Consider the following 23,496-nt stretch of genomic DNA (forward strand, 5'->3'; position numbering starts at 1 on the left):
AAATGGACAAAATTATCCATATCTTTAAATGGGTACGCTCTAATTTCTTCTATCTTACATTTACAGTCTTTCTTCTTTTGTATATTTGGTGGTTTAGGCTAAACCCCATTGTATTTGATCCAGGCGAACAAGCTAATGCCCCATTGATTTTTGGTCTTATATTACTATCAATATATGGCTTCATCATTGGCCTATTAAGGTTTTTGCAGAATTATCTTTTCATAAGGGTGGCATTCTTTATAATGGCAATATTATTCTTGACGGCGAACTCACTGTTTGTGTTTTTTTGTATTCCACAGCCTATAGCTAGTGCAAGATTCGGGAACGATACATATTACGTAACTTCAAACCCACCTTTTCTTGAGTGTTGTTCGTATTATCAATTTACGAAATGGGAAGGTATCTTTCACTACGAATCGAATTTCTTTGGATACCATGTGCCACAAGTAAAATTTATCCACGATAAGAAAACGAATGAAGTTAGCCTTGTAGACGTGTCGGAAGGTTTTGAAAAGCTTTATAAGACTCTTGAGAAATCCCATCAAAGTTATGAAGGGTATGCGAAATTAGAAAATCACCTATACTACTATTCAGTAACTTGTAACAGCAGTGAAGACTGGATTTGTGAAACTAGGACGTATATGTTTTATCAGTGCGAGTTGGACAACACATCATGCAATGCACTTCCAATAGAATATACAACAGGAATGAATGGCCAGGGAAATTTGCAGGCGAACGAATCATCTAAAGAAATCAAATTTTATTTTATGTCTCCTGTTTCAGGAGATGATCGGATACTGATTCTCTCTTACGGAGAATCTCCAGCCTGTTTTGTGGATGGCTGTTCTGTTGTTCGATAACAAGAGTAAGGTTAGGGCCTTGCGTCTAATACAGTGTGCGGCACATTTAAGATTTAACGCCCTGAATCCTTCACTCGGCGCTTCGTGTGCATACCAATGCCATGAACGCACGAACGTGTTGAAGGGCTGGGGAACGATGAGAACGCTCGCAATGATATATATTTCGGGAGGCACAATTGAATATTCTGATCGTCCTTGCTTTGGTTTTTGCGGGGCTTGAATCGCTGGCTTTATGGAAAAAATTACCGAAGTTGGAATATATTGCCAAACCAGCAGTTATGGTCTGCCTGTTTGTGTGGTTGTACTTGAGCACCGGTTTACAAGGGACCACGTTCTGGTTCGGGTTGGGACTCATATTTTCTCTGGCAGGGGATGTACTGCTGATGCTTTCACTTGACCGCATGTTCATATTCGGATTGATCGCATTTTTGCTGGCACATGTTTCCTATTTGATCGGATTCCAAAATGAACTAATGAAAGTCACGGCATGGTCGGTCATTTTGATTGCGTTACTTTCCGTTAGTGCGATACGTATAATGCAAAGAATTGTCTCGGCAATTCGCGAAGGGGGACAGGCACGGATGGCTTATCCTGTCATTGTGTATTCAACAGTCATCACCGTGATGTTGTATGCAGCAATGACAACAATCTCAAACCCCGAATGGACAGCAAACTCTTCCCTTCTCGTTGGAGTGGGTGCGTTTCTGTTCTATCTTTCAGATGTGATCCTTGCATGGAACAAGTTCGTTTCCCCCATCAAGAACGGACGGATCATCAACATCGCCGCGTATCACCTTGGGCAGATCGGTTTGATCGCGGGAGTGATCAGTCAGTTTGGGTAAAAATAAATGAGATAATTTGTGACTGCCCAAAGTCCGTTTCAAACAGGCTTCAAGATCGTTATCCTTCGTTTTCCCACTTGGAATCGTTCAATTCGTTCATAACCTTCATGCATTGCTTTTTGTCCTTTGTCAGACACTACAGCAACAATACTCGATGGGGACAATACTGCAAGCAGAGAATCAAGCATTGACCACAATGGGTCCCGTTCACTAGAGTCGTGCCAACTGGAATGTTGTCCGTAGGGAACGTCGGTAAAAACAATGTCTACGGAATGTGGGGATACCTTCTGCAACAGATCGGCTCTATCCAGAACATTTGCCTGAAATGTTTTTGTCGTAAGCAAATCTCCGGGAAGTTTCGTTTTCAAAACAGTTGCGCTTTTCAAAGCATCCTGGTGAGAGTCCTTGCCATATTGTTCAAGCATGGATTTGATCTCAACGATCCGATTTTCTAGTCCCATCGTGCTCAACAAACTGAGATTCTTTTCAGCCAGTTCAACAACCTTTTCGTCCACGTCAGAAGCGACAATCTCTCGGATCAACTGTCCATGGATGTAGGCCAACACACTGAGGTGATAGGCCGCACCACAACATGGATCATACAACATACAAGGGGATGCAATTTGATAGATGGCTTGACGATGCGCCACACACCGCTGGAAGATCTCACTCGCCAATCGAACAGGGAAAGCAGGGTGACCCGGAACGCTATAAAACACCCTGCCACTGGCATAGTCAGAATAATCTGTTTGTTCTTTTGCGTATTTATATTCCATGGAATTACGACTTCAGCGGCCTGAACCCTTCACCCAATGCTTCATGTGCATACCCAATGACCATAAAGGCACGCGGGTCCACTTCATGGACGATGGATTTCAACGTTACGACTTCCGCACGCGAGATGACAATATAAAGGACTGGGCGGTTGGCCCCCGTGAAAGCACCGGTCCCTTCCAGAAAGGTGACACCACGTAACAGTTCATCGAGCACACGCTTGGCAATTTCGTCCGGTTTGTTCGTCACCACCATCGCTGTGCGGACCGTCCCACCGCCTTCAAGAACCGTCTCTGCCACGATGCCGCTGACATACAAGGCGATCATCGCGTAGAGCGCTTCCTTCCAACCGAAGACAAATCCCGCACCGAGGATGACCGCTGTATCCACGATGAGATAACTCTGAGTCATCGGAATGCCGCGCCAATCATTGAGAATGCGGGCAAGGATGTCCGAACCGCCGCTGGAACCGCGCGCGCGATAGATCAGTCCATAACCAATGCCGCTGACGATGGCTCCGTATAACGAGTTGAGGAAGATGTCACCTTGCAGGTCATTGATGAGCGCAGTACCTGCACCGTGGGGAGTGAAAAGCGGTGTCTTGAGAAGCAAATCCGTAAAAAGAGAATACACAAGGATGGCAATCGCTGTCCGTATGGCAAAACGGAATCCGCCCAGGAACCGCCAGCCGATGAGAAAAAGCGGAACATTCCCGATCAATATCATCAAACCAACAGGCCAGTTTGTATAATAATTGATCAATTGCGCGATACCGCTCACACCTCCCGATGCCAGTTGTGCAGGGATAAAGAACAAACGCAACGAAAGCGCCTGCAATATGGCCGCGATGATAATGAGAGCATAGTCACGAATGGTGGGGAGATATTTTTTCATAATGTGTTATCACGTTTACAGGTTGGAACGTTCAAACGTTTAAACCTGCAAACCTTTAAACGATTTCCACCCCCGCCAATTTTTCAACCACTCCCACCACCGCAGAGTTGTCCAATTCGCCCATGCCAGAGTCGATCATCTGTTGGAAGAGTTCGGTATTTGTCACTGTGCCAGAGACAGGAACACCATATTCCTTTGCCGTATCCAACACGATCTTCAAGTCCTTTAATTGCATATGCGCCTTGAAGCCAGGGTTACGATTCCCATCGAACAAACGCGGCGGCTTGACATCGAGTGTCCAACATTGAGCCGCACCACCTTTGATGGCATCAACAACTTTCTTTGGATCAACTCCTGCCTTCTTTGCAAATACAAGAAGTTCACCCATCGCCACCATCTGTGCGGCAACCATGATCTGGTTCGCGGCTTTGGCTACCTGGCCTGCTCCCGCCTCGCCTACATGCGTCACTGTTTTGCCCATGGATTGAAACACCGGCATGACCTTCTCCAACGCGGATGCATCACCACCGACCATAATGGTCAGCGTCCCATTCTTCGCGCCAATGTCGCCACCGGAAACTGGTGCATCCAAAGCAAATATGTTCTTCGCTGACAGCTTTTCTGCGATCATGCGAGCCGAGGCTGGTTTGATCGTCGAGTTATCTACTAGGATCAGTCCATCATGTGCGCCTTCGATGATCCCATTTTCGCCCAGCACAACTTTTTCCACATCAGGCGAATCAGGCAAATTGGTGAAAACCACGTCCACTTGTGACGCAACCTCTTTCGGCGAGTTCGCGCGGATGGCACCCTCCGCGATGAGTTCATCCACGGCGGCTTGGGAACGATTATGAACTACAACGGTAAACCCCGCTTTGAGCATGTTACGAGCAATGGACTTGCCCATCAACCCAAGTCCAATATATCCAACTTTAAGCATGAAAGACTCCTTGAGAATAGTAAAATCAACCAATGTCGATGATACAGGAAGCACTTGAAAAAATCCATATTAAACAACAAATGAAAGCCGAATGGTTGAATTTTTTCTTATTTTTCCTGTTGGCTTTGTTTATTCTATCAGGTGTATCGATTGTTCCATTTCACGGGGATGAAGCGACTTTCATCTGGTTAAGCCGCGACTATGACACTGTCATACGACGGGGACTAGTGAAGGATATCATGTTCGAACCCGATGGTGATGCCAAAGATGGTCAGAACACCCGCATGACAACGGGATCGATCTTCCCATTTTCGGTGGGGTTACTATGTGATATTGTAAACATGAATAATGATGCAGTAGTTAACAGGTGGGATTGGGTCTATCCGCCCGACGAAGGCGACCGTATGTGGAGCGAGAATATCAGGAATGGCAACCTGCCAAACACAACCCTTTTGCTTTTGGCGCGTTTTGTTTCGGCATTCGCAGGTGCCTTAAGCCTTGTATTCATTTTCCTTTCTGCCAGACGGCTATTATCTTCACAACTCTCAGCATGGATGGCTGTCCTATTGCTCGCCACACACGGAGATTTTTTAGTGAACGTCCGCCGAGCCATGCAAGAGGGCGTCAAGTTTCTTTTCCTGTCCATTGTGCTGTATGTTGCATCAGTTATGTTGACAGAAATAAGTCAACACAGACGTGTGTATGTATGGCTGGGTGTTGCCAGCGGCCTGACCCTCGCCGCCAAGCAAGATGCTGCACCAGTATTGGTGGCAATCTATATTGTCCTTGTTCTTATACCGCTCTGGAAAAGAGAAACGCAGTATGTGATCCTTTTAAATATCCTTTACATTTTTGCGTCTACCCTCGTTGCATTTGCTGTCTTTTATGCTTTGATGCCGGTCTTATGGCATTGGTTCTTGAACGTACCAGTATTGATTGGTATTGCCCTCCTTCTTTTTCATATCCCATCCATGCAAAATAAGAGGATAGCATTAATAGGTATTACTGTCTTACTAGCCATTACTATATGGATGGGAGCATACCAACCGCTTGGCGCACTAGTACACGAACGACAAAGAACTTTGAACGGACAGGTAGGGTATAGGATAAAGTACGATTTGTTTTATTTAGATACACCCAAAAAACGAGCCTTGTTCACCTTAAAGTCGCTTTTCAGATCAAGTGTGATGTATATGGAATCCCCTCGCTTTGATATTGGCCCGATCAATGAACAGATCGCGACGTATGAGGCATCACTCGTACATGGACGCATAAATTCGCTGGCTTTGGACACAATCACTGCGATACTGTTCTTTACAGGTATATGGACATTATTAAAACATTTCGGCATTAGGAGCTTGCTATTCTTCTCATTGCTTCTTATCCCTACGATCATTTTATGTATTACAGTTCCACTTGCATTTCAACGATACTTCTTGATCCTGCAAATCCCATACTCCCTTATCGCGGGGGCAGGAGTTGGGCAGGCTTGGGAATGGGGAAAAACATTAACTGAACAGTCAATAAGACAGAAAAGCTAAAAGCAAAGAGCCTGCTTCTCTTTCGAGGAGCAGGCTCCAGTTAAGAACGATTCGAGCGGCGGGTTATTTGATCTCGTACGTCATGCTGACGGTCACATTGAAGGTCAACTGCCCAGGTTGGATCGGCACAGCCGCGTCCATCACTGCTCCACCACCGCCACCTTTACCAGCATAGACGGGGTAAGGCTGGCTATCGTAGAAACCGACGGATTGCACTTCGCCAAGTTTGACGTTGGCGGCATCGGCCAATTCCTGTGCCTGTGTGGAGGCATCCTTCACAGCATCGGCACGAGCTTTCTTGAGAGCATCGCTCTTATCGGCCACGTCGAACTGAATGCTGTTGACGGTATTCGCGCCAGCGGCCACAACCGTATCGAGCAGGTCGCCGAGTTTGCCGAGGTCACGCACGGTCACATAAACGGTGTTATCCACCATATAGGTCTTTTCGCCGGTAGGGGTGCCAGTCTGCGGATCGTACTTATCTTGAGGATAGATGCTGAAGTTGGTGGTGCGAATATCCTTTGCATCGATGCCGAAATCTTTGAGCGCCTGGATCATCTTTTGAGTCTGGGTATTATTTTCAGCCACAGCCTCAGCCGCACTCGGCTTTTCGGTGTGAACACCCACATAGATGTAGGCAATGTCTGGCACGAGGTCTACAGACCCATTGCCTGTCACATTGATCGTGCGCAGGGGCGGTTGTGCCGCCTGATTGACGGTAGTCGGCCCGCACGCGCTAATGACCAGCGCAAACAAAGCCAATGCAGTTACAAGTAAAAATTTGTTTTTCATCGTGATTTTCTCCTTTGTTGTATATCTTGCACATTAGACGCCCCCAGTTCCAAAAAGTTCCTGCGATACAAGGTTACAGTACTTGAATTTTAGTCCATTTGCCTGTACAATTCTTGCACATTTGTTCTAGTGACATGCCAATAGACTACCAGCAAATCTACGCAAAGATACAAGAGATCGGCAAAGGCGCACGCGAACGCAAGAAAACACTGGACGAAAGACGTTCCAAAGCGCGCGAATTGCTGAATGTATACGCGTCTGAATTGGATGCGCTTCGCTCCAAAGTGGACTCGGCCAAAGCGATTGACCCAAACATCCGATGCGCGTTACCGCTTGATGAACCACTCGCCTCATCCTACCCCCCGCCTGATTCAGCTATCCAAGCCACCTTAATCGCCGCTGACGGTTCGCAGATCAACCCAGACCGTCATGCCGCGATCCAGTTTTCGTTGGTCAATGTCGGTGCGATCACGATGCGTCTCAATTCTGGCGAAGCGCCCAAGATCGATACTGAAAGCGAGTTGCTCTACGGCGAAGATCTTCTCCCCAATGGCATTCCGCTTTCAGATGGCATGGTGGCCCTCAAACGTGATGTCGCCGAACGCACCAAACTGGATGAATTATCCAAAGGCATCGAGGGACCCGTTGTTACATTTACAGATGGCCCTGTTGAATTGTGGGGTGCAAAAGGCGAAGACGCACAATCCTATTTTGATTACGTTGAAAAATATAAGGGCGTGCTCTCACGCTTGCAATCCCGTGGGGTCATCACAGCTGGATATGTAGATAAGCCGTCCGCTGATCTGGTTGTACGTTTGATTGAAATCATGATGGCAGACAATGAACAAATTCAAAAGCTACGTGAATTCCATCCGTTGCGCGGGGTGAGTGACCGTTGGTTGTACGGCGAACATACAAATCCGCTTTTGCCACCGGGGCATCGCTCGGCCATATTCCAAATTCAATCAAGTTCAGAGAAAAGCTATAAAGGCACCTTATCTTTACACTTCTTCTATCTCAACGTCGGCACAGAGGGACATCCCTGGCCTGTGCGTGTTGAAATCCCCAAGTGGGTGGTGGATGATAAGCAGAAACTGGACTTATTACATGGTGTGCTTGTTGAGCAATGCCGCATGATGGGAAGTAGACCATACCCATATCTATTGCATCGTGCGCATGAGACCGCAGTAGTAAAGAATGAAGAGAAACAACAGATCGAGCAGTTGCTGACTCTGGAGTTACGCAAGAACAACGAAGACGTGGACGACGGTTCGTACAAACAGTCCGCGAAGGATTTGCAGGGAAGAACGAAAAGATAATTTATCGTAGGGGCGGGTCTGAGACCCGCCCCTACGGAGGAATGAACATGACACAACAACCAATTGAAATCGGACGGTTACTCCGCGCAGGGACAACAGGCTTCATCGCGGGATGCCGCGTGAATCAGTTAAATGCCCCATCGTTTGGAGCGCTCGTCCGCGCGCCGCTGGGAGATGGGTATCAGATCTTCGGGCTGATCCATGATATTCACATTGACGATGATGGGCTGGTGCGTCAACTTGTGACGGCGGACAACGTCAGTGAGGAAGTGATGCGCGATAACCGTGAACGGCGAATCGTGCCTGTGGAGATGTCTGTGTTGGCAGTGGGATACGAGCAGGATGGGAAGATATTCCATTTGTTGCCGCCACGTCCGCCATTGAGCTTGGATGTGATCTATAAGTGTGAAGCAGAAGATATAGCACGGTTCACGCAAAAGTTCGGGTATTTCAGGCATATCATCAATTCAAAGGATGTACCTGTGGGCGAAGTGGTCGCGGCACATATTTTGCAGGCACAGTCCGCGCACAAGGATAAGGGATGGCAGGAACGAGCGACGCACGAGGTCATCACTTTATTGCGAGACGATTACCCCACATTGATGTCTGTGTTGGGCGCGTTGAGTGACGTGAGCGTTTAAGATGACAGGCTTTTCGTTCGTCCAGATCACGGATCACCACCTGCTCCATTCAGAAGAAGCACTACGAGGCGCACTTTGTCCCGGCTATACATTTCGCACGGTAATGCGACATATCTCGGAACATGTCGCTGACAAAATCGATTTCATCGTTTCAACGGGCGATCTCGTCGAGCCAGAAACAGACGCAAACTATCAAGGCGCGATGAAGTTGCTTGGCATCAATTCGTCTGCGGCATTGCCGGGGCCACAGGAAATCAATATTGAGGGCTTGAAAGATTTCCCGTTCTATTTTCTACCGGGGAATCATGATGACCGCGAACTCGTGACAAAGTATCTATTTCCCGAATCGACAGCACCAAAGCTATATAACTTCACCTTTGAACATAAAGGCACGCAATTCATATTCATGGATTGGGGCCCTGATACCAAAGCCTATCTATTCCCTGAGACACGTGAGTTTCTGGCACAGGCACTGCAATCGGAATTACCGTCAGTGATCGTATGTCACCAACACGTGAAGAAGATCGGCAGTCGCTGGCTGGACAGCTTCATAGCGGATGACATCCGTGAGTTCTGGAATGTTGTTGTCAGCCCCGACGTAAAAGAGAAAGTATTGGCGATCTTGTGCGGACATGCGCACATTACATACGAGGATGAATATCGCGGCATTCCAATTCTGGGATTACGATCCACGGCGTTTCAGTTCGCAAAAACAGATGAACCGCTAGTGGTTCTGGAAGATCCACATTATCGGTATATTCACATTCAAGATGGGATTTTGACTTCGAGAGTGTATAAGGTTTCGTTATAGAAACTATCTATTCAATATCCATTGAAAATGAAAACCCTCAAGTTATCTAGGGCATAAACATTACATGCAAAACAAACGGCTGTTTACATTTCTTTTACTCGCATCTACAAATATTGGGCTTGTGGTTCTTGCCTATATAGGCAATTTCACTCGCATGCTTGCTGACGATCTGTGTTCCATCTACTACGCCAATCGCTTCGGGCTTTTTCGTTCGATGTGGTATTGGTACATCAGTTGGAGTGGACGATATACAGCCTTTGCTGTGGATTGGTTGATCCTCGATCGTACTCTTGGCCCATACAACATGCATTACATCATACCGGGCACTGTTTTGATCTGTGTGATCCTTTGCGCATCCATACTGTATTTGCATTTGAAAAAAAACAACAAGCAAAGTTTTGCTATCGTATGGGCATTTGCCAGCATTTTTGTGTATCTTATTTTTCTCCTTGCACCAGATATTCGACAGGGATTTTTCTGGTTTAATGGAATGCGCTCCTATACCCTTCCACTAGTTGTCATAATATTCTATACGTTATTATTTCAAATCATCGTGGTGGATATCAAAGCACATGTAGCTATCAGTTCCATTCTGGGTTTTATTCTTCTCTTTATAAGCGGTGGTCTGAGCGAGACATTTGCAATTGCACAATTGGTCTTTCTTTTATTTATCATCTTTCTTCACATACTGAAAATACCCAGTCGTCCAAAAACGGACCTTATTATCTTATCTGCCAGCCTGGCGGGAGCACTCTTATCGTTAATCGTGATCGTCATGGCGCCCGGCAATGCAATACGACAGGGAAATAACCCAAACCCCAACCTAATGGAGTTAACGATAATTTCCCTGCAAAGCTATGTGGAATATCTGGGTATATTTTTCGTGAAGCCAGAAAAAGTTTTGGGGTTGATTGGAGGCGTCCTGGCATTTCTTTGGTACGGAAATCAACATAAGGAATTGGCACCTGCCAAAATCCATATTATTCCTGCCTATATTCTCGGTGGGTTTACGGTTTCACTGGCATGTTTTCCTCCGGGCGTGTACGGTTATTTTGACTCCCCGCCGCCCCGGACCATGACGATTCCCACATTCTTCCTTATAACTTCCCTGCTTTGTGCAAGTTTTCTGCTGGGCGCCTGGCTGTCTGCAAAACGTGAAATACCCTGGCTGGAATCAAAATTTCTACTAATCGCAATCTCTGCAACGCTAGTCACATCATCATTCCTTTTCTCATGGAAGTTGTTTAATGAACGGGGTATCTTCATTGAGTTTGCTGAAAGATGGGACAAAACTGATGCACTCATACTTGATGCTAGAGCTCGTCACATGGATTCAGTAAACGTCCCCAATATGAATAACTGGACAAATTTGGGAAGCCCAACAGACAACCCGAAATATTGGCAAACGGAATGTTACTCACAATATTATGATATTCAGGTGATTGGTCCACCGTTTCAATAACGTAAGTTTGTTTTTAGAATGACACGTAAAATAAAAAGGTGACTTATGGAACAACGTACAAAAATTGGTTATTTAGTTGGTGGCGGATTGAAGGAAAATTTTCGGGTGAGGCTTGTTGTCTCGCCGCAGGAGATTCAGGAGGGGGCGTTTGTGGTGATTCAATCGGGCGAGTGGAATTATTATGGCATCGTGACGGATATCGTCCTTGGTGCGACGGATGAACGGTTTGCGTCGGAGCAGATGGATGGACGTTTCCCTGCGCATATTGCTCAGGCGTTGCATGGACAGACTCTGTATGCCAATTTAGAGGTGTTGCCGAATTTGATGTTGGAGGTGGGTCCTGCATTGGGGACACCTGCATATAAAGATTGGCAGGGAAAAATAGATGCGGGCTTGAAAGATGAGCCGCGCATTTTGCCCGTCAAGAATGTGCCGCCGCATCATGCGCAGGTGTTTCTCGCAAATGAAGGCGATATCGCGGAGATATTTGGAAGCCCTGATGAGAAAGGTAACTTCATCATTGGATATACACGCGAGCAGAATCATCCTGTGTGCATTGACATGGAGAAGTTCGTGCAGAGGTCGTCGGGGGTGTTTGGGGCGACGGGTACGGGTAAGTCATTTTTGACGCGGTTGGTGCTGGCGGGGTTGATGCATTACAACAAGGCGTCCGTGTTCGTGCTGGATATGCACAATGAGTATGGCTTTGACGATGTGGCGTCAGATACAAAAAAAGCCGTGACGGGACTGAAGACCAAGTTCAAGTCGAAGGTACGAATCGTTGGCTTGGGAGCAGGATCCACCATCAGAGGGCAGGTCCCTGATTTTAATTTGGAAATCTCAACAGGAGACATTTCCACAAGTGACATTGAAACGTTGACGCGCGAATTGAATCTGAAAGAGACCACACCGACGACGTTGAATGCGTTATATGGATCGTTTCGAGAGGAATGGTTTGCGAAGTTCAAGGTGATGAACCGTGAAGAGATCGAGGTGGAAGACGAAAAGGGGAAGATGAAGCGTGTGCCGCATCCTGATAGTGTGGCAGCGTGGGCGAATGCGAACGGTGTGAATGTGGCGGCGGCCGAGGCGTTGCACGATAAACTGCGACGGCTGTTCGGCAAGCCGTATATCGTCGAGAAGCCCGCGGCAGACAGCGTGAAGGAGATCATCCAGTCGCTGGAGAACGGTCAGCATGTGGTGCTATCGTTCGGCGAACACGAAAGCGACCTGGATTATTTGCTGGTTTCAAATTTGTTGACGCGAAAAATTCGTGCGGCTTGGGAACATAAAACAAATGCGTTCAGAACGCACGGCAAGGAAGAGCCGCGTCCGCTGGTGATCGTGGTGGAGGAGGCGCACAAGTTGTTGAACCGCGAGATGGCGGCGCAGACGACCTTTGCGACCATCGCGCGCGAACTGCGCAAGTATTATGTGACGCTGTTGATCGTGGACCAGCGCCCGTCGCAAATCTATGACGAGGTGATGAGCCAGTTGGGGACGCGCATCTCAGGCTGGCTTGGCGATGACCTGGATATTCAAGCGGTGCTCTCGGGTCTTTCGGGACGGGAGGCTTTGCGCGGCATGCTGGCACGACTCCAACCGAAGGAGGAGGTTCTGTTGCTCGGCTGGGGAGTCCCGATGCCGTTGCCTGTGCGCTCACGCAGGTATGACGAGGAGTTTTGGAAGGAGTTGCTGGGTGGGAAAGAGAAGAAGAGTAAGGAGCAGAATTTGAAGGAGTTGGGGTTTTAGGAATGAGGGCAGAACTAAATTCTGCCCTTTTTATTTATCTACACGTATAGCATTTTGATCTTTTTTTTTGTACAATGGTTTTAAGGGAAAATCATGGCTTCACTGAGAAAATATTTCAAGTTAATGAAAGATCATCCGCATTTGTTTGAAAACCCCAAGGAGGAAGGGGTTATTCAAATTATTACCAACCCAAATAAAATTAAAAGTCTTCAAGCGAAGAAGAAGCTGGAATACAAAAAATCAGGAAAAAAACCAGAATGGATCGATATAGGGGTCTTATCAGAAGACCCCTGGTTCTGGGTATTACGAGATTTGGTGAAGTTCCCTGACGGAAAAATTGGCGGTTACTTACGGATATTGAATAGGAAAAGCCTTGAAGGCGGGACAAATGTAGTTATGTTTCCAACGTTGGATGGTAAAGTAGTTCTACTGAAACGCTTCAGTCACGACAACAGGGATTGGATTTGGGAAATTCCGCATGGTTTTGGAGAACCCGGGCTTTCTGCTGAAGATTGTGCTCGAAAGGAACTTGAAGAAGAGACTGGGCTTATCGCTAAAAGTTTGATTGAAATTGGTCGCATGGAGGGAGCTGATGGTGCGACAGCCTTTTATTATGCTGAAATGTTGAATGGAGAGTTGAAACCTGAAATTGGAGAAGCAATTTCAAAATGCGAACTCCTTTCCCTGCCTGAATTTGAACAATGGTTGTTTAGCGGAAAAATAACGAATTGGTTTGCAACTATTTCTTATCTGATGTGTAAAAGTAAGGGTATTTTTAAATAGACTAAGAAATGGCTATCTTGGGTTTCAATATGTAGAACTTGAAACCCCGAATACCAATAGATGATGCATTTCAAAAGATTGAACTTATAAGCTTGCATGGATTAGATAATTGGATAGTCGGTGGGAAAATTACAGATTGGTTTACGACTATGGCGTCTCTTATGGCAAAAAGAGTAAAAGTCGCCAATTGAGAACATATCTTTGAAAGGAGAAAACATGTTACCAGACAACCATATTTTTCTAGGAGAGAAGGATCAAAATATTAGGTTTCTAGGTCTCCTGGACAGCGCTAGGACTGCTCATGCCGTCTCGTCCGCCACTAGCATCAACAATTGGTGGATGCCAGAAGAAAATAAAACGCATCGTCTTCACTCAATAGCAGCTGACGCTGTTACGATAAAACAGATTCTATGGGGCGAGATAATTCAGTTACCGCGCAATCAGTATTTAGATTCCCCTGCATGGCTTAATTTAGGATACTACTTTGTCAAGTCAAAATTACCATTGTTTTCTATTTGTATACTCGGAGCAGATCCGACACCGCAGAATTTTGTGCAAGATTGTGCTAATCAATTTGGCAATTTATCTGGATTTGCAATGTCAGCCTGGCCCGATTTGGACAACAAAGAAAGAACTATTATTTCAAACAACATTCGGGCAGACGGAAATTTCAAGAGGATGTTTCGTGGTATTAGGCTAGATAATAAGTGGAAAGATATTTTCAAATATCAGCGTGAAGTATTACAGAGCATTTTGAATTACTTGGAAGATAATTGTCGGACAAATTCTGCAGTTATCAGAAAGGTAATAGGGGGGAAAACATCCATGTGGCAGAAAATAGAATCCGACTACAAGAATCAAGATTTCATCTCGACCCTAAACAATGAACTTGGAGATAATCTTGTGCAAGAATACACATGGGCACTCAAAGAGACTAAAAACAAGGCAGACACCGATTTTCAAAATAATGAACAAGAAAAAAACAAATGGCTTAACCAAAGAACAAATTTATATCACCAAATATTTTCATATAGTAATGAAGCAAGGGAACTTTTGAGGTTTCATATCGATAGCCGTTATGAAGAAACTATTAGCGAATCTACGACAGGCGTTGGGAGATTGGCATCAGCTGACACATCAGATTCTAATCTTGATCTGGAGGCCAGAATTAACCATCTTGATACCCTTGATTCTGTAAATGATCCTGACGGATTGGCGGAAAAATATATTATTGATTTTGATGACGCCACAGCACAATTCTCTCTTAACGAGACTGCTCTTGAATTGCTAAATGATGACCAGTTTCAGGAGCAGATAAAGCGTATAAGAAGAATGAGAAATAGAAATGACTTGCCCTTTGATTTCCTTCGCGATGAAGAGGAATCGCATTTGGATTTGCTGACCAAACTCATACCAGATGCGGTTATCAAAAAAGACCGTCAAACATTTGAGCTGGTGTGTAATGGGATTGATTTTTGTGCCAAAATTACAATAGGCTATAAATTGGGGTCAGCGCTCTCTAATCTAGCTAGCGCCGTGACTGATGAAGCTATTGGTAGAATTATTGATAAGGTGGCACCGCCAGTAAGGGAAAAAATTGCAAATTTCACTTTGAACAGAAAAAAGGAGAGACTCGCAGGTAAAATAAGAGACTGGCTAAAAAAACCAGTTTATGTTTCGGAAAATAATAAAAATTGACTTTCAGATAACCAATAGGCGTTTAAACCATGAGTATTAATGTTCCCATTAAAAAGAAGGAAATCACAAATGGCGCCACTATTTCTTTTAATTGGCGATTTGGTGAAAACAACTCAAATGTTATTTTAGAGAATTCCAAACTTAATGTAAAGCTCTTGCGATATATCGTTACATCGGCAGATGGGGAATTTCTTTATGATGCGTTTTCAATCAGAGAGTCAAAGAACAATACTGTCGTTTTGATTCGAAATCAGGAAAATGAAATCGGGCTGGTGTGGGAATGGCGTCCCATTCCAGAGAAATGGTTTTGGGCTTGTCCGAGAGGTTTTGCCGATCCTAATGATGAAGATAATCTTGCTACTGCCAAAAGAGAAATGATCGAAGAGATCGGCAACTGTAAAGTTATCAACAGTAAAAAAATAGGAAACTTATATTCAAATACAACGTTCTTCGAAAACCCTGTTGGGCTGGCTCTTCTTGATGTAGAGGAAGCTGAAACACATGTTGTCCAAGAAGAAGAAGGCATAACGGATTTCAAGTTTTATTCCAAAGAAGAAATACTCAAGATGATTCGGGAAGATAAAGTTGAAGATACATTTACGCTTAGTGCGCTTATGAGGTATTTTGCGCTTGAAGGGTTTTAGCGGGTAAAGATTCACTGACAGGTACGTAACGAGAAAACACTGAGCTGAGAAAGGTCAGTGTTTTTTTGATTGTAAATGACCTCACCCCCGTCCCCTCTCCGAGCGGAGAGGGGTGCCTTTTGGCGGGAGGCGCTGTCCATGGTTGTGACGAATGAGGTTGAACTGATCTTCTGAAATTGCCAAGTCGTGTTCGAGTCCCAGCGCAGGGAGTCCGTGTGATGAACGGAGGAGTGGGTCAGCCGTGCGGGGTTCTGTCCCAATTGCGGGAGGGCGTTGAGTCAACGGGAACGCCCGTGGGTAAACCCAACGGGCTGATAGCTTAAGGACGCTAAAGCGCCCTAGCCCCAGCAGGGCTTCCGCTTTGAGCACGGGGATTTATTCCCGTGCGGATAGGGTGGGGAAGCCGAATTTGTGTTGTTTGATGTCCGCCCGACGGTAAACCATCGGGCTCATGGCTGAAGGACGCTAAAGCGCCCTAGCCCCAGTGGGGCTTCCGCTTTGAGCACGCGGCGTTTACGCCCGTGCGGATAGGATGGGGAAGCCGAATTTGTGTTGTTAATGATGTCTGCCCGACGGTAAACCATCGGGCTCATGGCTGAAGGACGCTGAAGCGCCCTAGCCCCAGCGGGGCTTCCGCTTTGAGCACGCGGCGTTTACGCCCGTGCGGATGGAATTGCTGGGCAACAAAATTCGCGTGGTCGATGATGTCCGCCCGTGGGTAAACCCAGCGGGCTGATGGCTTAAGGACGCTGAAGCGCCCTAGCCCCAGCGAAGCTTCCGCTTTGAGCACGCGACGTTTACGCCCGTGCGGATAGGGTGGGGAAGCCGAATTTGTGTTGTTATTGATGTCCGCCCGACGGTAAACCATCGGGCTCATGGCTGAAGGACGCTAAAGCGCCCTAGCCCCAGCAGGGCTTCCGCTTTGAGCACGGGGATTTATTCCCGTGCGGATAGGGTGGGGAAGCCGAATTTGTGTTGTTATTGATGTCCGCCCAACGGTAAACCATCGGGCTCATGGCTTAAGGACGCTAAAGCGCCCTAGCCCCAGCGGGGCTTCCGCTTTGAGCACGCGACGTTTACGCCCGTGCGTACAGAATTTCAAGGGTGGTTTCCATTTCATTTTCAAATCCTATAACGATATAATCACGACATTCCAAAGGAGGTCAACATGCCATATTGGAGACTCTTTTATCATGTCGTGTGGGGAACGAAGAATCGATTGCCGTTGATCGAGTCCGCGTGGGAGGAGGATTTGCATGGGTATCTTTGGGGAAAAGCTACAGCATTGGAATGCATTCCTCATGCGATCAATGGCATGTCCGATCATTTGCATGTTGTCATTTCCATTCCGCCAAAATTATCGGTTGCAACATTGATTGGTCAATTGAAAGGGTCGAGTTCGCATCATGTCAATGAGAGATATATGGACAGTGCATTTGCGTGGCAGGCGGAATATGGAGTTTTAAGTTTCTCTGAAAGATCATTGTCGCGAGTGGTGGATTATGTGAAGAACCAAAAGAAACATCATGCAGAGAATACGCTCAACATGAGCATGGAGAATTTTGGGATTGTTGAGTAACGAGAGAACGCTGGGCTGAGGAAGGTCAGTGTTTTTGTTGGACTTCACCCCTGTTCCCTACCACTCGCTTCGCTCGGGTATGCTCCGCGATCTCCAAATGGAGAGGGGTGCCTTTTGGTGGGAGGTGTCTTGCATGGTTGTGACGAGGGTATGTTGGGAATAAAACGACAATGAATTAGGGTTGGAAAAAAGGTAAAATAAGACCATAACATCATGTCTGACGAAAAAGACATCCTCTTTGAAGCCGTTACCCCACTTGGGTTTCGTATCCGCGTGACAAAAGCCTATTGGGAGTTGATTGTCAACATCAAGCACCCGATCATGATCGGGCGTGAAGATGATGTTAAAGACACACTGGAGAATCCAGACGAAGTCCGTCGCAGTAAATCGGATGAAGATGTTTATCTGTTTTACAAGGCAGAATATGAAAAACGATGGATTTGTGCAGTCTCTAAACAGACAGATGATACAGGATTTTTGATCACGACCTATCCTACAGACGCGATCAAGGAAGGAACGCAGGTATGGCACAAGTAAAAGTTTATTACGATAGAGAAGGAAATACACTTACTGTGTGGTTTGGCGATCCTGCCAATGAATATGTCTCGGAAGAAACAGGCGAAGAGATCATCTTGATGAAAGATAAAGATGGCAAAGTTATTGGCTTTGAAAAGCTAAACTTTACGGCTCAAACAACGGATGCGATGAAGGTCGCTTTTGAGACGGTCACTGTGTAAGCAAAACAGTAAATGAGTAACGAGAAAACACTGAGCTGAAGAAGGTCAGTGTTTTTTTTGTTGTAATGGACCTCATCCCCGTCCCCTCTGCACACATCTTAAAGGAGATGGGCGACTTGCATGGTTGTGACGAGGGATGTAGGGGCGACCCGTCAGGGCAAACGGGATACGTGTCTGGCAAAATGTCTCTGCGGGATGTGATGACGATCCGAGTCCATTGCGGGAAGGGCACAACCCAGATATGGGGGATCTTCAGTCCTAGACGGGGTATACGCACTAGCTAGGATCCATATAGGCACTATATAGGCACCCCATGTGGAAGCTATCATTTCCCTATTTAAACCACCCCCATATATGGCCGTGTCCATTTTCAGTTTTTGAGGCCAGTAAAGTGTGATAAGGGAGGAGTGAGAACCCCCACCCATCCTCCCCCAAATACGACGAGTTAAAGCTTGTATACGAATAAAGAGTTTACATCGTCGGATTTAGGGGAGGTGCCTTGCATGGTTGTGACGACGATAGGCATTGGTGAGTCGCCCTTACAATAGATGAGATATAGTCCTAACACATATGTGATGACAAAGAAGTGGGTCAACGGTGCGGGGCTGCGGTTGAACTGTAGAGGCAGTCCCATAGAGCCCAGAGATGTTATGATCGGTCGTTGGAACCAAAAACCCACACAGACTTTGGAGATCCTATGAACATTGCAACGCGGCTCTTTCTCCTTATCGGTATTTTGCTCCTGACCGGGTGCAACTCACAAGTAAACTCAGCAATATCCAATAAAGATCTTTTTGCATTCGACGAAAACGGACAGGCGGTCATTCGCGGCGACATCACCGGCGACTGGGCATGTTCCACGGTCGATGGGAAGTTGCGGGCAACTCTCAATATCGATATCCCAGTGTTGGTGGATGGTGTCGAATCCAGTGTGGAGTTGTTGTTCACACTCACCTTTGATACACAACTCGCCTCTGACCAGACGCCCTACACCAACTTGCGCGACTATCTCGCTGCCAATCCCGACTCATCCACCTTCGACGCCTTTCCGCTCTTTCAGACGGTGGAGGTCACCTTCACCAAAGGGCAATGGGATTTCGAAGCTCTTTCCATTCGTCAGGTGGATGCGGTCATCGCCACGCCTGAAATGAATCATATCCTCCCCACAGGCATTTCTTCACGCGGAACGCTGGATGGAACGATCCATGGCAGTAGCTGGGGTGACACTATCACCTGGACACTGGCTGTGCCGGTCACGGTGCAGAGTATTCAGGCATCCCTGCTCATCCCTATTCAGGCAGATGAGGACACGCAGGTTGTCTCCAACGGAAGCAATATTCCCATGGACATGTATCATCCCATCGGAAACGTGCGCGTGGAATACAAGCGTACCGACGATTCCCTGAAGGCTCTGCGATTTACCGAGATGCCCTAGCTACGAGATAAGGGTGTGATCGAGTTTTTGGGGAGAGGATAGAAAGCATGGTTGTGACGAGAGATGTAAGGGCGACCCGTCAGGGCAAACAGGATACGTGTCTAGCAAAATGTCTCTGCAAGGTGTGATGATGTTAGGCGTTGGTGGGTCGCCCTTACGATAGATTAGATATCTCCAATTGCAGAAGAAGCTTCAAACCCAGCACAGCGAGTCCGTGTAAGCCCCCACCCGTCCTCCCCCAAATACGACGAGTTAAAGCTTGTATGCGAATAAAGAGTTTACATCGTTGTATTTAGGGAATGTGCCTTACATGGTCGTGACGAGGGATGTAGGGGCGCCCCGTCAGGGCAAACGGGAACGTTGTCAGGCTTGAGGTCATTGCAAATCGTGACGACGGTGAGAATTGGTGGGTCGCCCTTACACAGGGATAGAAGGATAACCCGGTCATACACAGGCAACGATTTATAATTATCCCATGCCAAAATATGATCCACAAAAGCATCATCGACGATCCATTCGATTGAAAGAATATGATTACGCCAGCGCGGGCGGATATTTCGTTACGATCGTTGCATGGCGGAGGGAATATCTGTTTGGGGAGGTGGTGAATGGGGAAATGAAGTTAAACAAGGTCGGGAAGATTGTTGAATGGGCATGGTTGGAATTGCCGAAACGATTGTCTTATGTCACATTGGGCGCGCATATGGTCATGCCAAATCATTTTCATGGAAATTTATTTATCCATGAAAACATAGGGGCGACCCGCCAGGGTCAAACAAGGACAAGACCAAACGAAGGACCTTTGCAAATCAATACAACGGCAGGCATTGACGGGTCGCCCCTACCTCATGGACCGCAACCCGCATCTCTCGGTGCCATCATTGCGCAATTCAAATCACGTGTGACAAAACGCATTTGGAAAATCCCTGAATTCAAAGGGACGCCTATCTGGCAACGCAATTACTACGAACACATCCTCCGCAACCACAAAGACCTGCAAAACAAAACGGAGTACATCAACGCCAATCCGTTGTTGTGGGATAAAGACGATGAAAATCCGATCAACGCATCCAGTCCCATCTCAGAATGACCTTTGATAATATCGGCTACAATTGCGGGGCATTTTCCAAATAGAGATCACCGTATTATGAACCCTTTCACTGAATCAATGTTCGTCCTGTTTGCCATTCTCACATTCGGCGCGTGGCTTGGTCAATGGACCTGGCGAGGCATCTCGCTCGGCACCGCGGGTGTGTTGTTTATCGCGCTGGTCTTCGGTCACTTCGGCTTGAGCGTCCCCAAAGAAGTGATGGACTTTGGCCTGCTTTTGTTCGTGTACTCGGTCGGGTTGACGGCAGGGCCCAGCTTCTTCCGCACCTTCCGCCGCAGTGGGACACAATTCTTCGTCATTGCACTTGTCACCACCGGCACCGGAGCACTCGTCACGGTGGTGATCGCATTCCTGCTTCAGCTATCCCCCGCTCTCGCCGCAGGGTTATACACCGGCGCCCTCACTTGTACCCCAGCCCTCGCGTCATTGCTGGATGTTCTGCATCGCGTCTCGCCAGATGCCGCTCCCCTCGCCTCAGTCGGATACGGTATCGCCTATCCCTTTAGCATGGTCAGCATGGTGATCTTGATTCAGTTTTTGCCACGCCTGCTCAAACGTCCAGTAAGAACCGAAGAGCAGAAATGGCTCAAGGAAAAAGCAATTGAAACTCCGGGGCTGGTTGCACTTCAATTCCGCATCACCAATCCGAATTGTGAAGGACGAACCGTGGCAGAGGTCAACCCACGCAGATTGGCAAAAGTCAATCTCTCCCGCATCAAGCATGGAGAGCGCGTCTTCGCCGCAACACCAGAAACCATCCTGCACATGGGCGATGTTGTCATGGCCGTCGGCACAGCCGATGAACTCGACAAAATGACTCTCCTGCTCGGTGAACGCACCTCTGAACGCATGGATGTCAATGCCGAAGCCTTGAGCATGGATGTGGAAGTGATGGACGAATCGTTGACCGGCAAATCGCTCGCACAAATGCGTGTTTGGGAACAGTACAACGTGGTCATCACCCGCATCCGCCGCCAGGGACTCGAGATCGCTCCGCACGGTAACGTCACATTGGAGATGGGCGATGGCATCCGTGTGGTGGGCGAAAAGTCAGCCGTTGAGGCGTTTGTGGGACGCGCACAAGGTTCACCGCGCCGCGCCAGTGAAACCAGCATGACGGCCTACCTCGTTGGCTTGTTGCTTGGTGTTTTGATCGGCCTGATCGCTGTGCCACTCGGCAACGGTGTGACCGTGAAACTGGGCATGGCTGGCGGAGTCTTTCTCGTTAGCCTCTTGATCGGCCACTTCGGACGCGTCGGCCCGCTTCGCATCTACGTTCCGCCTGCCGCAAAAAACCTGACGCGTGAACTTGGCCTTATGCTTTTTCTCGCAGGCGCTGGTACGAACGCAGGCGCACACCTGATGGATGTTTTACAGAATCAAGGTTGGATACTTTTGCTCGCAGGTGCAACCATCACCCTGCTTTCTGCGCTGGCTGGGCTTGTGGTGATGATCCGCTTCTATAACGTAAATCTGCTTTCCGCCATGGGCTCGCTGACCGCCTCCATGACCAACCCACCCGCGCTCGCCTCTGCCAACAGTCAGACCGAAACCGACCTACCATCCATTGCTTATGCCAGTACGTATCCTGTCGCTCTGATCCTCAAGATCCTGTTAGTGCAAATGTTGATCGAAGTTTTAAGAAGGTTGTTGTAACTCGATTGTTAGCTCGTGATTACGCAACTGCTCGTATAATCTGTACACATGTTCACGTATCTGAGTAACCTGCTTAAACTCACACGCGGCGATTTCACCCTCGACCCGCATATCGCGGTCTATTACGTGACAATGCAATGCAACCTCAACTGCGCCTACTGCGAAGACTTCGGCTCACGGCGCAATCACCTCGTCACACCCGCTCCCTCGCTTGAAAACACAAAACACATATTGAAAGTCATTCGCACCGGAATCGACCGTCTCTGGCTGACAGGTGGCGAGCCGTTGATGCATCCGCAGATCCTTGATTTGCTACAGTATGCACGACAGGATCTGAAGTTCAAAGACATAAGCTTAATCACGAATGGGACGTTATTATCGGAACGTTTGAAAGTTGACAAGTTGGCACATTCAAACGGTCCAACCTTCAAACCTTCCAACCTTCTAACCCTGTTGGATAACTTGATCATCAGCCTCGACTCAACCGACCCGCAAGCGCTCAGTATGGTCAGCGTGCCCGATGCCTATGCAGAGACTGTCATTGCCAATGCGCGCGAAGCCGCGTCCCTGCAAAAAGAATATAACTTCAAGCTCATCCTCAACGCGGTCATCACACCTGAGACCTTGCCCAGCATGGACAAGCTCATCGTGTTCTGCACCGAGAACAACGCGCACATTTCGTTCTCGCCACAGTCAGTCAACAACTTACCGCGTTATGAACTGGTCACATCGCCTGCGTATCGTGCATTTATTGAAAAGGTTATTGAGCTAAAGGAACAAGGTGCGCCGATCGTTGGCAGTTACTCTTACTTCAAGTCACTGCTCGACCAGACTCCCTATGAATGTTATCCCACCCTCGTCCCGCGCATCATGCCCGACGGCTGGCTGGCCTATCCCTGCCGCCCGATGGAAAAAGCTGGCGGCGAACAAGGCGGACGTGCGGTCAACTTGCTGAGTGTCAACACATGGGATGAAGCGTGGACGATCTCAAAGAAAAGATACGGCGAAGCACCGACCTCATGCGTCTCCTGTTTTCAACAGTGCTACGCGGAGCCATCGCTCATGCAGGCACATCCGTTTGAATATCTATCCGAGAAAGTACGCGGGAACGAACTTATTGCTTATGTTCCAGGGTAAGAGAATTAACCACAAAGGGCACAACGGTCACGAAGGAGAAAGGTTTGAAGGCTCTCGCCTTTTTCCTTCCTTTGTGTACTTCGTGTCC

Annotated in this window: 22 protein-coding genes; 18 read left to right on the forward strand and 4 right to left on the reverse strand. The window is 47.4% G+C overall.

The window, feature by feature from the left end:
- Positions 1-2: 2 nt before the first annotated feature.
- Both IPP66_03715 and IPP66_03720 read left to right on the forward strand, forming a co-directional pair.
- The gene (locus IPP66_03715) at positions 3-860 is read left to right on the forward strand and encodes a hypothetical protein (protein MBK9924377.1); all 858 of its coding nucleotides are present in this window, start codon (positions 3-5) and stop codon (positions 858-860) included.
- Positions 861-1,036: 176 nt separating this feature from the next.
- Positions 1,037-1,702 carry a lysoplasmalogenase gene (locus IPP66_03720; protein MBK9924378.1) on the forward strand — a complete coding sequence of 222 codons (666 nt, stop codon included), beginning with the start codon at positions 1,037-1,039 and terminating at the stop codon, positions 1,700-1,702.
- A 38-nt stretch (positions 1,703-1,740) separates the two neighbouring features.
- Here the strand turns inward: IPP66_03720 and IPP66_03725 are convergent, their stop codons facing one another.
- From IPP66_03725 to IPP66_03735, 3 genes are read right to left on the reverse strand one after another with little or no spacing between them, the layout of a single operon-like run.
- Complete coding sequence (locus IPP66_03725) at positions 1,741-2,478, reverse strand: hypothetical protein (protein ID MBK9924379.1); 738 nt, start codon at positions 2,476-2,478, stop codon at positions 1,741-1,743.
- Between the two features lie 4 nt (positions 2,479-2,482).
- Positions 2,483-3,370, reverse strand: coding sequence for a YitT family protein (locus IPP66_03730; protein MBK9924380.1), 888 nt, complete (start codon positions 3,368-3,370; stop codon positions 2,483-2,485).
- Between the two features lie 55 nt (positions 3,371-3,425).
- Positions 3,426-4,310, reverse strand: coding sequence for an NAD-binding protein (locus IPP66_03735; GenBank protein MBK9924381.1), 885 nt, complete (start codon positions 4,308-4,310; stop codon positions 3,426-3,428).
- A gap of 32 nt (positions 4,311-4,342) precedes the next feature.
- On the opposite strand from IPP66_03735, the gene IPP66_03740 reads away from it, so the two are divergent.
- A complete protein-coding gene (locus IPP66_03740) occupies positions 4,343-5,851 on the forward strand; it encodes a phospholipid carrier-dependent glycosyltransferase (protein ID MBK9924382.1) in 1,509 nt (502 codons plus the stop codon).
- A 63-nt stretch (positions 5,852-5,914) separates the two neighbouring features.
- Here the strand turns inward: IPP66_03740 and IPP66_03745 are convergent, their stop codons facing one another.
- Entirely contained in the window at positions 5,915-6,643 is a 729-nt protein-coding gene (locus IPP66_03745; GenBank protein MBK9924383.1) for an SIMPL domain-containing protein, read from the reverse strand.
- Positions 6,644-6,777: 134 nt separating this feature from the next.
- Here IPP66_03745 and IPP66_03750 point away from each other — a divergent pair, with 134 nt between their 5' ends.
- From IPP66_03750 to IPP66_03820, 15 genes are all read left to right on the forward strand, one after another.
- A complete protein-coding gene (locus tag IPP66_03750) occupies positions 6,778-7,962 on the forward strand; it encodes a DNA double-strand break repair nuclease NurA (protein ID MBK9924384.1) in 1,185 nt (394 codons plus the stop codon).
- A 47-nt stretch (positions 7,963-8,009) separates the two neighbouring features.
- Complete coding sequence (locus tag IPP66_03755; protein ID MBK9924385.1) at positions 8,010-8,603, forward strand: hypothetical protein; 594 nt, start codon at positions 8,010-8,012, stop codon at positions 8,601-8,603.
- A 1-nt stretch (position 8,604) separates the two neighbouring features.
- Positions 8,605-9,414 carry a metallophosphoesterase gene (locus IPP66_03760; protein ID MBK9924386.1) on the forward strand — a complete coding sequence of 270 codons (810 nt, stop codon included), beginning with the start codon at positions 8,605-8,607 and terminating at the stop codon, positions 9,412-9,414.
- Between the two features lie 64 nt (positions 9,415-9,478).
- Positions 9,479-10,876, forward strand: coding sequence for a hypothetical protein (locus IPP66_03765; protein MBK9924387.1), 1,398 nt, complete (start codon positions 9,479-9,481; stop codon positions 10,874-10,876).
- Positions 10,877-10,921: 45 nt separating this feature from the next.
- A complete protein-coding gene (locus IPP66_03770) occupies positions 10,922-12,628 on the forward strand; it encodes an ATP-binding protein (protein MBK9924388.1) in 1,707 nt (568 codons plus the stop codon).
- Between the two features lie 93 nt (positions 12,629-12,721).
- Positions 12,722-13,411, forward strand: coding sequence for an NUDIX hydrolase (locus IPP66_03775; GenBank protein MBK9924389.1), 690 nt, complete (start codon positions 12,722-12,724; stop codon positions 13,409-13,411).
- A gap of 216 nt (positions 13,412-13,627) precedes the next feature.
- Positions 13,628-15,109 (forward strand): hypothetical protein, encoded by a 1,482-nt coding sequence (locus IPP66_03780; GenBank protein ID MBK9924390.1) that lies wholly within the window; start codon positions 13,628-13,630, stop codon positions 15,107-15,109.
- 29 nt (positions 15,110-15,138) lie between these two features.
- Positions 15,139-15,753, forward strand: coding sequence for an NUDIX hydrolase (locus IPP66_03785; protein ID MBK9924391.1), 615 nt, complete (start codon positions 15,139-15,141; stop codon positions 15,751-15,753).
- A gap of 1,168 nt (positions 15,754-16,921) precedes the next feature.
- Positions 16,922-17,332, forward strand: coding sequence for an IS200/IS605 family transposase (tnpA, locus tag IPP66_03790; protein ID MBK9924392.1), 411 nt, complete (start codon positions 16,922-16,924; stop codon positions 17,330-17,332).
- Positions 17,333-17,545: 213 nt separating this feature from the next.
- Positions 17,546-17,869: a DUF4258 domain-containing protein gene (locus tag IPP66_03795; protein ID MBK9924393.1), complete on the forward strand. Its 324-nt coding sequence runs from the start codon at positions 17,546-17,548 to the stop codon at positions 17,867-17,869.
- Entirely contained in the window at positions 17,857-18,069 is a 213-nt protein-coding gene (locus IPP66_03800) for a DUF2283 domain-containing protein (GenBank protein MBK9924394.1), read from the forward strand. The genes IPP66_03795 and IPP66_03800 overlap by 13 nt, the downstream gene beginning before the upstream one ends.
- A 697-nt stretch (positions 18,070-18,766) precedes the next feature.
- A complete protein-coding gene (locus IPP66_03805) occupies positions 18,767-19,504 on the forward strand; it encodes a hypothetical protein (protein ID MBK9924395.1) in 738 nt (245 codons plus the stop codon).
- A gap of 475 nt (positions 19,505-19,979) precedes the next feature.
- Positions 19,980-20,594 carry a transposase gene (locus tag IPP66_03810; GenBank protein MBK9924396.1) on the forward strand — a complete coding sequence of 205 codons (615 nt, stop codon included), beginning with the start codon at positions 19,980-19,982 and terminating at the stop codon, positions 20,592-20,594.
- A gap of 57 nt (positions 20,595-20,651) precedes the next feature.
- Positions 20,652-22,271, forward strand: a complete 1,620-nt coding sequence (locus tag IPP66_03815; protein MBK9924397.1) for a hypothetical protein — start codon at positions 20,652-20,654, stop codon at positions 22,269-22,271.
- 48 nt (positions 22,272-22,319) lie between these two features.
- Complete coding sequence (locus tag IPP66_03820; GenBank protein MBK9924398.1) at positions 22,320-23,408, forward strand: radical SAM protein; 1,089 nt, start codon at positions 22,320-22,322, stop codon at positions 23,406-23,408.
- The last annotated feature ends 88 nt before the right edge of the window (positions 23,409-23,496 follow it).

The sequence above is a fragment of the Candidatus Defluviilinea proxima genome, assembly GCA_016721115.1.
Classification (GTDB): Bacteria; Chloroflexota; Anaerolineae; order Anaerolineales; family Villigracilaceae; genus Defluviilinea; species Defluviilinea proxima.

Coding starts and splice junctions, on each gene's coding strand:
- IPP66_03780 (MBK9924390.1), top strand. CDS start 13,628: ATGTTACCAGACAACCATATTTTTCTAGGAGAGAAGGATCAAAATATT.
- IPP66_03750 (MBK9924384.1), top strand. CDS start 6,778: ATGCCAATAGACTACCAGCAAATCTACGCAAAGATACAAGAGATCGGC.
- IPP66_03730 (MBK9924380.1), bottom strand. CDS start 3,370: ATGAAAAAATATCTCCCCACCATTCGTGACTATGCTCTCATTATCATC.
- IPP66_03820 (MBK9924398.1), top strand. CDS start 22,320: ATGTTCACGTATCTGAGTAACCTGCTTAAACTCACACGCGGCGATTTC.
- IPP66_03805 (MBK9924395.1), top strand. CDS start 18,767: ATGAACATTGCAACGCGGCTCTTTCTCCTTATCGGTATTTTGCTCCTG.
- IPP66_03775 (MBK9924389.1), top strand. CDS start 12,722: ATGGCTTCACTGAGAAAATATTTCAAGTTAATGAAAGATCATCCGCAT.
- IPP66_03715 (MBK9924377.1), top strand. CDS start 3: ATGGACAAAATTATCCATATCTTTAAATGGGTACGCTCTAATTTCTTC.
- IPP66_03735 (MBK9924381.1), bottom strand. CDS start 4,310: ATGCTTAAAGTTGGATATATTGGACTTGGGTTGATGGGCAAGTCCATT.
- IPP66_03725 (MBK9924379.1), bottom strand. CDS start 2,478: ATGGAATATAAATACGCAAAAGAACAAACAGATTATTCTGACTATGCC.
- IPP66_03785 (MBK9924391.1), top strand. CDS start 15,139: ATGAGTATTAATGTTCCCATTAAAAAGAAGGAAATCACAAATGGCGCC.
- tnpA (MBK9924392.1), top strand. CDS start 16,922: ATGCCATATTGGAGACTCTTTTATCATGTCGTGTGGGGAACGAAGAAT.
- IPP66_03795 (MBK9924393.1), top strand. CDS start 17,546: ATGTCTGACGAAAAAGACATCCTCTTTGAAGCCGTTACCCCACTTGGG.
- IPP66_03745 (MBK9924383.1), bottom strand. CDS start 6,643: ATGAAAAACAAATTTTTACTTGTAACTGCATTGGCTTTGTTTGCGCTG.
- IPP66_03815 (MBK9924397.1), top strand. CDS start 20,652: ATGAACCCTTTCACTGAATCAATGTTCGTCCTGTTTGCCATTCTCACA.
- IPP66_03765 (MBK9924387.1), top strand. CDS start 9,479: ATGCAAAACAAACGGCTGTTTACATTTCTTTTACTCGCATCTACAAAT.
- IPP66_03755 (MBK9924385.1), top strand. CDS start 8,010: ATGACACAACAACCAATTGAAATCGGACGGTTACTCCGCGCAGGGACA.
- IPP66_03740 (MBK9924382.1), top strand. CDS start 4,343: ATGTCGATGATACAGGAAGCACTTGAAAAAATCCATATTAAACAACAA.
- IPP66_03810 (MBK9924396.1), top strand. CDS start 19,980: ATGCCAAAATATGATCCACAAAAGCATCATCGACGATCCATTCGATTG.
- IPP66_03760 (MBK9924386.1), top strand. CDS start 8,605: ATGACAGGCTTTTCGTTCGTCCAGATCACGGATCACCACCTGCTCCAT.
- IPP66_03770 (MBK9924388.1), top strand. CDS start 10,922: ATGGAACAACGTACAAAAATTGGTTATTTAGTTGGTGGCGGATTGAAG.
- IPP66_03800 (MBK9924394.1), top strand. CDS start 17,857: ATGGCACAAGTAAAAGTTTATTACGATAGAGAAGGAAATACACTTACT.